General features: G+C 70.9%; 12 protein-coding genes. 3 read left to right on the forward strand and 9 right to left on the reverse strand.

Going from position 1 to position 11606, the window contains the following annotated elements:
- Positions 1 to 180: 180 nt before the first annotated feature.
- The 6 genes from NQ707_RS07445 to NQ707_RS07470 form a co-directional block, all read right to left on the reverse strand.
- Positions 181 to 678 (reverse strand): hypothetical protein, encoded by a 498-nt coding sequence (locus NQ707_RS07445; protein ID WP_404435279.1) that lies wholly within the window; start codon positions 676 to 678, stop codon positions 181 to 183.
- Positions 675 to 1562, reverse strand: a complete 888-nt coding sequence (locus NQ707_RS07450; protein ID WP_058730984.1) for a PTS system mannose/fructose/sorbose family transporter subunit IID — start codon at positions 1560 to 1562, stop codon at positions 675 to 677. Before NQ707_RS07450 ends, NQ707_RS07445 begins: the two co-directional genes overlap by 4 nt.
- Before the next feature lie 10 nt (positions 1563 to 1572).
- Entirely contained in the window at positions 1573 to 2373 is an 801-nt protein-coding gene (locus NQ707_RS07455; RefSeq protein WP_129358062.1) for a PTS mannose/fructose/sorbose transporter subunit IIC, read from the reverse strand.
- Positions 2370 to 3512 carry a mannose/fructose/sorbose PTS transporter subunit IIA gene (locus tag NQ707_RS07460; protein WP_279752174.1) on the reverse strand — a complete coding sequence of 381 codons (1143 nt, stop codon included), beginning with the start codon at positions 3510 to 3512 and terminating at the stop codon, positions 2370 to 2372. The genes NQ707_RS07455 and NQ707_RS07460 overlap by 4 nt, the downstream gene beginning before the upstream one ends.
- Positions 3513 to 3681: 169 nt before the next feature.
- Positions 3682 to 4065, reverse strand: a complete 384-nt coding sequence (locus tag NQ707_RS07465) for a VOC family protein (protein WP_404435282.1) — start codon at positions 4063 to 4065, stop codon at positions 3682 to 3684.
- A 146-nt stretch (positions 4066 to 4211) separates the two neighbouring features.
- Positions 4212 to 4781, reverse strand: coding sequence for a TetR/AcrR family transcriptional regulator (locus NQ707_RS07470; RefSeq protein WP_058730988.1), 570 nt, complete (start codon positions 4779 to 4781; stop codon positions 4212 to 4214).
- A 76-nt stretch (positions 4782 to 4857) separates the two neighbouring features.
- Between NQ707_RS07470 and NQ707_RS07475 the strand changes: the two genes are divergently transcribed.
- The 3 genes from NQ707_RS07475 (at position 4858) to NQ707_RS07485 (ending at position 7402) form a co-directional block, all read left to right on the forward strand.
- Positions 4858 to 5730 carry a DMT family transporter gene (locus NQ707_RS07475; protein WP_196826278.1) on the forward strand — a complete coding sequence of 291 codons (873 nt, stop codon included), beginning with the start codon at positions 4858 to 4860 and terminating at the stop codon, positions 5728 to 5730.
- 61 nt (positions 5731 to 5791) lie between these two features.
- Positions 5792 to 6778: an IS481 family transposase gene (locus NQ707_RS07480; RefSeq protein ID WP_404435284.1), complete on the forward strand. Its 987-nt coding sequence runs from the start codon at positions 5792 to 5794 to the stop codon at positions 6776 to 6778.
- Between the two features lie 3 nt (positions 6779 to 6781).
- Complete coding sequence (locus NQ707_RS07485) at positions 6782 to 7402, forward strand: DeoR/GlpR family DNA-binding transcription regulator (protein ID WP_404435286.1); 621 nt, start codon at positions 6782 to 6784, stop codon at positions 7400 to 7402.
- Positions 7403 to 7429: 27 nt separating this feature from the next.
- On the opposite strand, the gene NQ707_RS07490 is transcribed toward NQ707_RS07485, so the two are convergent.
- The 3 genes from NQ707_RS07490 to NQ707_RS07500 all read right to left on the reverse strand — a co-directional run bounded on the left by NQ707_RS07490 (position 7430) and on the right by NQ707_RS07500 (position 10953).
- Positions 7430 to 7843: a ChaB family protein gene (locus NQ707_RS07490; RefSeq protein WP_058730992.1), complete on the reverse strand. Its 414-nt coding sequence runs from the start codon at positions 7841 to 7843 to the stop codon at positions 7430 to 7432.
- Between the two features lie 35 nt (positions 7844 to 7878).
- Positions 7879 to 9282 (reverse strand): carboxylesterase family protein, encoded by a 1404-nt coding sequence (locus NQ707_RS07495; RefSeq protein ID WP_058730993.1) that lies wholly within the window; start codon positions 9280 to 9282, stop codon positions 7879 to 7881.
- 660 nt (positions 9283 to 9942) lie between these two features.
- On the reverse strand, positions 9943 to 10953 hold the full coding sequence (locus tag NQ707_RS07500) for an LLM class flavin-dependent oxidoreductase (RefSeq protein WP_058730994.1): 1011 nt from the start codon (positions 10951 to 10953) through the stop codon (positions 9943 to 9945).
- Between the last annotated feature and the right edge of the window lie 653 nt (positions 10954 to 11606).

An 11606-nucleotide genomic window follows, 5' to 3' on the forward strand; every position in this document is an offset into this window, starting at 1 on the left:
CGCTCCGCCGCCCAGCCCTGCCGCCGGAATCGACCGCGCGAGGTGCGGGATTCGTTCTCAGATGCGTCGTTCGTGCTGAGATGCCGCACGCCGGGCCGCATCTCAGCACGAACGGCGCACCTCAACACCAAACCCGCATCTCAGCACGCACCAGCCCCGCCCCCGACGACGCCGCCGCGCTCAGTCTCCGTCCGGCGTCTGGACGCTGCGGCGCGCCCACGCCAGGTGCTCCTGCACGGCGTCGCGCCCCGCGGCGGTCAGGGCCCGGTTGTCCCGCAGCATCTGCTCGGCCCGCAGGCGCACGAACTCCGAGTACTCCGGATTTCCGGTGGCCGCGAAGGACTCCCGGGCCGAGGACATCTGGGCGAGGTCCCGGGTCACCTGCCGCAGGATCATCCACCGGCCCCACAGCAGCACCACGGCGCACACCAGCAGGGTCACGGACAGCCACGGCAGCCAGGTGTACGCCACCGCCGCCAGCACCATCAGGACGGTGACGGCTACGGCCACGGAGACGATGGGGGCGGCGTCGTGCCGGGACTTGTCCAGGGTCTGCTGGCCCACGGCCACGAAGGTCTCCCGGAAGCTCGGCCGCTCCTCCGTCCGTCGGCCGGCCGGTCTCGAGCCGGCCGGATCCTCCGGGCCCCCGGCCGCCTGCCGGTGCGCCCGGCGGCTCACGGAGCGAGGATCCCGGCCCAGTAGCCGAGGATCCCGACGGCGAACATCCCGAAGATGATCCAGATCGCGTTGACCTTGTGCCGCAGCAGCCACATGCACAGGAAGGTCAGCAGCAGCGGCACCAGCCCCGGCAGCAGGGAGTCCAGGATGGACTGGACGGTGTTGGTCACGTGCTTGCCGTCGGACTGGGTGTACTCGGAGAGCACGAAGGGGATGTTCACGGTGGTCCACTTGGACACCAGCGCGCCCATCACGAACAGACCCATCACGGAGGCGATCTGGGTGAGGCGCTTGAGGGTGTTGCCGCCGACCTCGGAGACCACCTGCACGCCCTTCTGGTAGCCCAGCCGGAAGCCGTACCAGCGGGTCGCGATGCGGATGATGTTCAGCACCACGAAGAACAGCAGCGGTCCGAGGATGGAGCCGCTCATCGCCAGGGATGCGCCGAGGGCCGCCAGCACGGGGCGGGCGGTGCCCCAGAACAGGGGGTCCCCGACGCCGGCCAGCGGACCCATCAGGCCCACCTTCACGTTGGTGACGTCCGCGGCGGAGATGTCCTCTCCCTCGGACTTCTGCCGCTCCATCGCGGCGGTGACCCCGAAGATCGGGGAGGCGATCCACGGCTGGGTGTTGAAGAACTCCAGGTGCCGACCCAGGGCCGCGGCCTGGTCCTCCTTCTTGGTGTAGAACCGCCGGATCGCGGGGATCATGCTCACGCACACGCCGATGGCCTGCATGCGCTCGAAGTTGAAGGAGCCGAGCATGAAGGTCGAGCGGAAGTACGTGGAGACGTAGTCGCGGCGGGTCAGGCGCTTCTGGGCGGTGGCCGTCGCCTCGGCGCCGGAGACGGCGTCGGGCTGGGCGGGGGTGTGCTGCACGGTCATGGGGTGGCTCCTACTCGAGCTCGTTGTCCAGGCGCGGGCCGGTGCTCGCGGCGGGTGCGGGGGCCTGGATGCGGTCGTGGAAGACGGGGTTCAGCTGCACGTAGACGACGGCCAGGCAGGCGCCGATGATGCCCAGACCCACGAGGTTGAAGTCCGGGATGAAGGCGGCCAGCACGAAGCCGAGGAAGAAGAACGGCATGAGCGAGCGGGCCTTCATCATGTTGATGACCATCGCGTACCCGACGACGACGATGAACCCGCCGGCGATCTGCAGGCCGGTGGTGACGACGTCGGGGATCGCGTTCAGCCACTGCTCGACGATGCTGGTCCCGGCCACCGCGGCGACGGCGGCGGTGGGGATCGCCACGCGCAGGCCCTGCAGCAGCAGCGCGGAGAAGTGCATCAGCTCGATGCCGCGGAAGTTGGCCTGTTCGGCGAAGCGGTCGGCTTGATGTTGGAAGAACACGGCGATGGTGCGCACGAAGATGGTGAGCACCTGCCCGGCCGCGGCCAGGGGCACGGCGATCGCGATGCCCTCGCCCACGGATTGGTGGCCGAGGATCACGACGGCGGAGGCGACGGTCCCGGCGAGGGCGGCGTCGGGGGCCATGGCGGCGCCGACGTTCATCCAGCCCAGGGCGATCAGCTCGAGGGAGCCGCCCAGGACGATGCCGGTCTGCAGGTCCCCGAGGACCAGGCCCATGAGGGTGCAGGTGACGATGGGGCGGTGGAACTGGCGCTCGTCGAGCACCGAGGCCATGCCGGCGATCAGCGCGACGAGCACGACCAGGACGAATTGGACGGGGGTCATCGGAGCATGCCTTTCTCCTTCAGGGTGGCCATCATGTCCTGGCGGGAGCTGCTGGGCACCTGCTGCAGGGTGAGGGGGACGCCGAGTTCGTGGATGGCGCGGTAGGCGGCGACGTGCTCGTCGTCCACGGACACGGCTTCGGAGACCTGGGTCATGCCCTTGCGGTAGGTGACCCCGCCGACGTTGACTTCCTTGACGCGCACGCCTTCGCGCAGCAGCCGCAGCGCGTCCATCGGGGATTCCACGACGATCATGGTGCGCATCCCGGCGTAGTCGGGGTTCCAGTACACGCGCACGGTGCGCTCCACGGTGAGCACGTTGGTGCGCACCGAGGCGGGCCCGACCTGCAGCAGCAGGGTCTTGCGCAGGGTGTCCTGGGCGGCGGCGTCGGAGGCGGCGATCAGGGTCTTGGGGGCGATGTCGTTGACCCAGTTGTTGGCGACCTGCCCGTGGATCAGGCGGGAGTCGATGCGCAGGAACGCGACGTCCATGTGGCGTTCGGGGTCCCGGGGGATCTCCTCCAGGGGGACGACGGCGCCGGTCGGGGCCGCCTGCGGGGCCTGACCCGCTGCGGCCGGGGTGGCGGTGGCCTGGCCCTCCGGGGCGGCGGTGGCGCCGGGCGGGGTCAGGGCGGAGCGGGCGGCGGCGTCGGTGGAGGCCTGCCCGTCCGGGCTCGTCTGCTCGGCACCCGCGGCGGGAGCCGAGCCGGCGGCCGGGGCCTGCTGGGCCGGGGCTTTCTGCGCCGGGGCCATGGTCTCCTTGAAGCTGCGGACTCCGCGGGATCCGGCCTTCACGGCCTTGGCGACGAGCTTCTCCACGGTGGCGGTGGGCCGCTTGGCGGCGGGCAGGACCTCCAGGAGCATGGGCACGTTGACGCCGGTGACGACGTCGGCGTGCTCGCGTTCGGCGACGAAGCGGGCTCCGGCGTTGTAGGGGCTGCCGCCGAAGAGGTCGACGAGCAGCAGCACGTCCTCCTCCGGGCCGACGGCGGCTGCGTAGGCCTCCAGCAGGTCCTCGGGGCCCTGGCCGGGCAGGAACGTCACGGGGGTGACGCCCTCGATCTCCCCGAGGATCATGCCGGAGGTCTTCAGCAGCGCCGGGGCCGTCTCCCCGTGGGCTGCGACGATGATCGCGACCATACGTCATCCTCCGATGGTGCGGCGGGACGGCGCCTCCGTGCGGAAGCCCGGTCCCGAAGTGATGGGTGGAGCCGGGGCGGGCGGTGCGGCGCGTCTCGGCGCGCTCAGTGTAGCTCCGCCGGAGATCGGAGGCGGGCAGGCGCGCGAGTATGACGGCGCGGCGGCGGGGTCAGACGGTGATCTCGATGCGGTTGCCCTCCGCATCCAGGAAGGCGGTCTCGTAGTAGCCGTCCCCGGTCGTGCGCGGGCCGTCGAGGATCTCGTAGCCGTCGGCGCGCAGCCGGTGGGTCAGCTCGTCCACGGCCTGCTCGGAGCCCAGGGACAGGGCCAGGTGGTTCCAGCCGAAGGCCGTGTGCCCTGCGCCGTCGGTGAGCTCCGGACGGGTCATGATCTCCAGACGGGTGCCGTCCTGGAAGGTGAGGAAGTGGGTGCGCAGCCCGGTGCGGGGGTTGTGGTAGCCGGCGTCGGCGGTGGCGCCGAAGTAGGTCTCCCAGAAGCCGCGGGCGGCCTCCAGGTCCCGGACGCAGATCGCGGTGTGGTCGATGCGGGGCATGGGTCTCCTCCGAGGGGATCGATGGCGGGGCGCGGCCTCGCGGCCGCGCGATGCGATCACGGTAAGTGGTTGGATGATCACAGCTGTACTAACCGGACACGTTGATCGAGAAGCGCGCCCCGGAGCTCGACGGTTGCCGGTCGAGCTCATGACCGGCTGGCCAGCAGGTGGTGGGATGCGGTGCGAGCCTCAGTGAAGACTGTGGGGTCCTGGTGGATGGATGCGGTGACCTGGGCACCTTCGTGGAGTAGGTGGAGTAGACCGGCCATGCGGTGGTTGCCTTCGGCCAGGATCGTGAAGAGTGCCAACATCCAGTTCTTCTCGTTCAGGATGATCCTTGTGGCCTGGTGGTCACTGGCCCCGATTTCGGCCCAGGCGTTGGCGAAGGCGCAGCCGCGGAGTGTGTCTCCGGCCCACCGGATGGTGTGGTCGTAGACGATGTCGAGGCCTTCCGCGAGGCTGGCTTGCTGCAGTGCGGTCACGAGTTCGCCCTGCCAGTTATGGGCGCGTTGTTGCAGGTAGCAGGCGACGAGATGGTCCTTGGAGTCGAAGCGCTGGTAGAGGGTTCGCTTGGTCGTGCTGGCACGCTCGGCGATGCTGTCGACGCCCGTGGCGGTGATGCCCTGTTCCCGGAAGAGCCATGTCGCGGCGTCGAGGATCCGGTGGCCCGCCGGGGTGGTGCTCACTGGAGCGAAGGGTTCGAGATCCATGTCCATGGTTGCTCCTGGCTCGGATGCGGATACACTGACAGTATACCGACCGGTATGGTTACCTGTTGCGATGCGATGGATCTTGGCTGCAGCATTCGTGATGACGTGGAGCTCTGGTTTCGTGGGCGCGTCCTTGGCCGACCAGACGGCGGTGGGAGTCTGGGGGCTACTGGCTTGGCGCTACCTGGTGACCGCGGCAGTGCTCCTTGTCGTCTCTATGGTGACGTCCTCGACCCGCCGAGCGGTGGTCGACGTGGGACGCGGTGATCTGTTGCGACAGGTTGCCTTGTCGCTGCTGTCGCATGTCGTATTCCTCGGCGGGGTGTTCCTTGCCGCCCACCACGGGCTAGATGCCGGGCTGTCTGCCCTGGTGTGCGCACTGCAGCCCTTGCTGGTCACCGCCGTGGGGCGACTGGTCTTCTCTGATTCCGTCAGCATTCGCCAGTGGGCTGGTCTTGGTGTGGCGCTTGCCGGTGTGACCCTCAGCGTTGGTGGGATCAGCGCGGCCGGCGTGGCCAGTGTCGGCCTGGTGGTGGCAAGCCTGCTCGGCCTGTCCACGGCTGCGCTCCTGGAGCGCGTGTGGCAACCGGCAATGCCGGTCATGCTCAGCCTGACCATTCAAGTCTGTGTGGCGGCTGGATTCTTCATGCTCTGCGCGCTCGCCGATGGGAGCTTCCGCGTTCCCGTCTCCGGACGGTTGGTGCTGGCGCTCATCTGGCTCGTTCTCCTGTCAGGCCTGGGCGGCTATGCCACCTTCACCTGGTGCCTGCGCCACGTGGGGGCCACCGCAACCAGCACCCTGCTCTACCTGACAGCCCCCGTCACGATGTTGTGGGCCTGGGCCATGTTCGGTCAGCGGCCTTCCCCCATCCAATGGGCGGGGCTGCTTGTCGTGCTGGGCGGAGTGGCCTGCGCCACCACACGCATTGAAAGGTCAGCGGCAGAACCGGCATGAGCCAGCGCACACAACTCGCCCATGTACCCGCGAGGCAACCACTCTAAGAATGAGGCCATGAATGACTCACCAGAACGCTGCGCTGACACCCCGCCATCGCCTCAAAGTCGCCCAACTCGTGGTTGACCACGGGTGGCCGATCAGTGAGGTCGCCGCCCGTTTCCAGGTCTCTTGGCCGACTGTGAAGCGCTGGGCCGATCGCTACCGCCAGGGCGAGTCCATGCAGGACCGATCATCCAGACCCCGCTACTCGCCCAACCGGACCAGCCCGCAGACCACCCGGCGCTGCATCAACCTGCGACTGCGCCTTCGCGAGGGGCCAGTCCAGTTGGCCTGTCGACTCGGCATCGCCCCGTCCACGGTCCACCGCATCCTGGTCGACGCGCACCTGAACCGGCTGTCCCACGTCGACCGCGCCACCGGCGAGCCGGTCCGCCGCTACGAGCACGACCATCCCGGCGCGATGCTGCACGCCGATGTGAAGAAGCTCGGCAACATTCCCGACGGCGGCGGCTGGCGCTACGTCGGACGCCGCCAAGGCGAGAAGAACCGCGCGACAACCCCGGGCAAGCCGAAGAACAAGCACTACGACCCGTTGATGGGCAAGGCCTACGTCCACACCGTCATCGACGACCACTCCCGCGTCGCCTACGCCGAGATCCACGACGACGAAACCGCGATCACCGCCACCGCGGTCCTGGTGCGGGCTGTCGAGTGGTTCAACGCCCGCGGCGCCACCGTCGAGCGCGTCCTGTCGGACAACGGCGGCGCCTACCGCTCACACCTATGGCGCGACACCTGCGCAGAGCTCGGCATCCGGCACAAGCGCACCCGTCCGTATCGGCCGCAGACCAACGGAAAAATCGAGCGCTTCCACCGCACCCTGGCTGACGGCTGGGCCTACGCCCGCTGCTACACCTCCGAAGCCGAACGCCGAGGTGAGCTGGACGGGTGGCTGCACTACTACAACCAGCACCGGCCCCACACGGCCTGTGGCAACCAGCCGCCGTTCTCACGATTGACCAACGTCCCCGGTCAGGACAGCTAGCTGGTGCGCACCCACGGCGGGGCCCGGCGCGGCACTGCCCACGGCGTCCCCCGCCCCTACGCCGAGCGGGCGGAGGAGGATCCGGGGCTCAAGGCCGCGATGGCGCGGGCCGCGGCCGAGCTGATCGGGGACGGGGAGGCGGTGATCGTGGATGACGGCACCACCTGCGCCGCGCTCGCCGCGCGGCTGGCCGGGCGTCCGATCCAGGCCCTGGCTCTGTCCCTGCGCGCCGCGGGGGAGCTGGCGGCCCGTCCCGGGGCCGACGTCGTGGTGCCGGGCGGTCCGGTGCGCCCGGTGGCGCTGTGCTTCCGGGGTGCGCAGGCGGTGGAGGCGGTGCGGGATTTCCGGGCCGACGTCGCGGTGCTCGGCGCCTGTTCGGCCGCCCCCGGGCACGGGCTCACCGCCACGGAGGCCGAGGACGCGCGCCTGAAGCGGGCGTGCTTGGAGACCGCGGGGCGCAGCATCCTGCTGGTCTCCCCGGAGAAGCTGGAGCGCAGCTCGGTGCACCGCTTCGGGCGGATCGAGGACGTCTCGGCGCTGGTCACGGGGGCGACGGCCCGCCCGAGCCACCTGGAGGCCTTTCGGGCCGCGGGGGTCCAGGTCGTCACGGTGGCCCCGGCCTAGCAGGGCCCGGATGCCGCGTCGGCCGCCTCAGCTGCCGGAGGTTCGGCGCCGACTCTCCTTCTCCAGGGCCTCGATGAGCTCGTCCTTGGTCATCTCGGAGCGGCCCTCGATGCCCAGCCGCTGCGCCTGCTCGTACAGGTGCTCCTTGGAGGCCCGGGCGTTGACCCCGCCGGCGGTCTCGCCCTCGTCGCGTCCGGCGGAGGCGGCCCGATCGTCCGAGTCCCCGTACTGCTCCTTCTGCTCCCAGCGGTCCCCGACCTTCTCGTGGGTGTGCTTCAGCTGGGCCCACGCCGTGCGGGCGGCCCGCTCGGCGTCGTCGTACTCCTCCATCGCGGAGTCGTAGGTCTGCGCGTAGGTGTCCTGGGCCTTGCGGTCCGAGCGCTGCAGGGTCTTCGGCAGCTCCTCGGCGCGGGCGCGGTCGTTCCCGTCGGTCTTCGGCACGGGGTTCTCCTCTCGAAGGCGGTTCGCCTCCCAACCTAGCCCCGGCGCCCGCCCACCGGCAGCATCCGCAGGACCCCGGGGATCCCGGTCAGCTCGCCCGGGTCCGCCCCGTGCAGGACGGCGCCCCACCGCGCTCGCAGCTCCCGGCCGGCCCGCTCCAGGGTGTCGGGATCGTAGGAGTCCATCAGCTGCGGCCCGGTCACCCCGGCCCCGGCCTCCTCCTGCCCGGTGCGCCAGGCGGGGTGCGGGAAGAGCAGCGGCAGCTCGGCCAGATGGCAGCAGGCCAGGGGATGCCCGGGGCGCCCGAACTCGAAGCGGTACAGCCCCACCCGGCCCCCGGCGTCGCGGAACCGGCGTGCCCAGCGGCGGGCGTCCTTGGCGTAGATGCGCCGGGTCAGGGCCCGCACCAGGGGTTCGACGACGCCGCGCGAGCCCCAGCGGGTGCGTCCCAGGCGCTGCAGGGGCGGCAGGATCCCGGTGAACAGGCCGACCTCCCGCGCCGTCGTCCCGATCAGCAGGTCCACGGCCTCGGCCGCGCGGCGCCATCCCTCCTCCAGCCGCTCCTCGGGCGGCAGGGGGTCCGCGCCGTAGCGGGTGGAGAAGGGCATGAACCTCGCGGCTCCCCGGCGCAGGGCCAGCCGGTTGATCCCGGATTCCCGGGCGACGATCTGCTCCGGGGTCTCCGCGAGCATCCGCTCGGTCTGCTCGGCGGAGGGGGCCAGGGCCTCCCAGACTCGCTGGGTCCGCCCGTGCACGATCCCCAGGGGCGCGGACTGCACGATCGCCCGGCGGATCATCCGGGTCGCGGGGCCCTGCGCGTCCGCGGCCAGCAGCAGGTCCCAGGCGGCGTGCCCGCCCGCGGACTGCCCGGCCACGGTGATGTTGTCCGGGTCTCCGCCGAAGGCCGCGATGTTGCGGTGCGTCCAGCGCAGGGCCTCGAGCTGATCCAGCAGCCCGGCGTTGGCCTCGCGGGAGCCGGCGTCGCCGAGGTAGCCGAACAGCCCCAGCCGGTAGGTCACGCTGACCACGATCACGCCCTGCTCCCGCACCAGCCAGCGCGGATCGTAGTGCGGGAGGTCCCCGGCGCCGCCGGTGTAGGAGCCGCCGTGGATCCACAGCAGCACCGGCAGGTCCGTGCGCCCATCCTCCGGCCGGGTGATGCTCAGCCGCTGGCAGTGCTCGTCGAAGCCGAGGGCGATCAGCCGTTCATCGGTGTCCTGGTGGCGCTGGGGGCAGGCTGGGGCGGGGGTGTCCGCGGTGAAGGGCTGCTGCGGAGTGGTCTGCGGGTAGGCGAAGGGCGCGGGGGCGGCGAAGCGCTGGGCCTCGGCGTACCGGATGCCCCGGGCCCGCACGACGCCGTCCTCGCGCACCGTGCGGAAGGAGCCTGCGGGTGCGGTGACGATCTGCCAGGGGCGGACATGCTGCGGGGCGTCGGTCATGGACTGAGCCTATCCGGGCCCGTCCCCAGCGGTGCCGCCCGATGGCGGGCACCGGGCGGCACCTGCGGTGCACCCCCGGACGCACTCATGCCGACCCGTCGGCCCCCTGCGTCGGATCCGGATGGCTGCCGCCGTCGTCACGGAGGACGGGCGGTGCGAGCGGCTCGAGGAGCCGTGGATCGCGGGTGGGGGCGTCGAGGTCGGCATGGCGCCAGAGGAGGAGCGGGACTCAAGCAGTGAGTCCGTCTCCTGTGAGCTGTGGGAGGCGGGTTCCTCCGGTTCCTCGGTGGGGTCTCGCCCTCATCGCGGCGACCGGGAAGCCTCGCTCCGCTGCGATGCGGAATCCGTGGGGTCCGGGCCGGTGCCTTCCGTGCTGTGTCTCGCCGTACGGGATGCCCTGGGCGGTGTGCTGTCAGCTCAGCGGGGTCGAAGCGGTCCGGGGCCTCAGCGGGCCCGCGCGTGCTCTTCTGCGGGGTCAGCGATCATGTGCTCTCCCGTCTGCCGGTGGAATCGGTCCGGTTGATCAACCACCTCCAGTATCCCACCGCCCGCCCGCGAGGGGAAGACCTGAACGCGACTTTTCGTGATCCGGATCGCAGACCGGCGCGATGCCGGATCGCGAGGTGTCGTACGGAGTCCCGCGCGGGTCGGCGGGCCGGATCAGGCGGACGCGGCGGCGTCGTCGTTCTCGGCGGGCAGCCCCCACGCCTGGGCGAGGATCTCCATGGAGCGGCGGGACTGCTCGGTGGTCGGGGACTGCAGGGACACCATCAGCTCGTCGGCCTGCGCCTGGGCGGTGAAGCGCTCCAGGTACTCCCGCACCTGATCCCCGGTGCCCTGGGCGGTGAAGCGCAGCATGTCGATGATCTGGTGCCCGGCGGGGGAATCCACCAGCAGGTCCAGCTCCTCCTCCGTGAACTCCCTGCCGCGGCCCACCATGGCCTTGACCCGGTTGCGCCGGACCAGTCGGGTCTGCTCGGCGGCCTCCTCCTCGGTGTCCGCGGCGGTGACGTTCACGGCGGCGATGACGTACGGCTCGGCCAGGTGCTCGGAGGGCTGGAAGGTCTCCCGATACACCGTGGTGGCCTGCTCCAGGGCCGCGGGGGCGAAGTGCGAGGCGAAGGAGTACGGCAGACCCAGCCGGGCCGCCAGCTGCGCGCCGAACAGGGAGGAGCCCAGGATGTACAGGGGAACGTTGGTCCCGCGCCCGGGGATCGCCTCCACCCCGGGGATGCGGGAGGAGCCGGACAGGTACCCCTGCAGCTCGACGACGTCGCTGGGGAAGCGCTCGGCGTCCTGGGGGTCCCGGCGCAGCGCCTGCAGGGTGCGCATGTCCGTGCCGGGGGCCCGGCCCAGCCCCAGGTCGATCCGGCCCGGGTACAGCTCCGCGAGGGTGCCGAACTGCTCGGCGACGGTCAGCGGTGAGTGGTTGGGCAGCATGACGCCGCCGGCGCCCAGCCGGATGCGGCGGGTGTGCGCTCCGATGTGCGAGATCAGCACGGCCGGGGCGGCGGAGGAGATGCTGGGCATGTTGTGGTGCTCGGCGTACCAGATCCGCGAGTAGCCCAGGGCCTCGGCGCGCTGGGCCATGTCCACGGAGCGGACATAGCTGTCCGCGGGGGTCTCGCCGTCGTAGACGGTCGCGAAGTCGATGAGGGACAGGGGGAGCATGGTGAGCCTTCTTTCGAGACGGTGAGCGATCGCGGTGGCCGCTCCCGCGTTGTCCGCGAGATCGGGGCGCGGGGACGACGGGCGCGGACGCCGGTTCTGCACGGGTGCAACGGCCGATCCCGGTCGGGCTATTCCGGGGGGGGGGCGACCCCGCGCGCGCCCGGCGGCGCTGCCGCAGCGGGTCGTGGCAGCGGGGAGGGGTGCACCGGGCGCCTGGGGTGGGCGGTGAGCGCAGGGGGGAACGGGGCCTGCGACCCCGCGCGGCAGACGCGGGCGAGCGGTGCGCACCCCGGCCTGGACGAGTGACCGGCATCGCCGTAGGCTGTGTCTTGAGCTATGACACCGCTGCGGATCCGCGGAATTCCGGGGTTCGGCAGCGGTGGCGCACTTCACTGTCTCCCGGCTTGCGTGGCCTGGTGGGGGTCTGTAAAGTCTTACAGGTCGCCGCGAGGCGGGCCGGTCCTGACCGGCCGGATCATCACCGAGGATCCGCAGGTTTGCGGGATGGTGTGAGGGTCTGGTACGGTGGACAGGTTGCCGCCGATCGAGACGGTGACGTTTTTCCGAGAGACCGATGGTCGTCTCTGGTTCCGAGTGTTCGGGGCTGGTGGTGGCTGTGTGGTTCGTTGTTTGAGAACTCAATAGTGTGCTTT

Source organism: Rothia sp. BD8, from assembly GCF_044878465.1.
GTDB classification, from domain to species: Bacteria; Actinomycetota; Actinomycetes; order Actinomycetales; family Micrococcaceae; genus Rothia; species Rothia kristinae.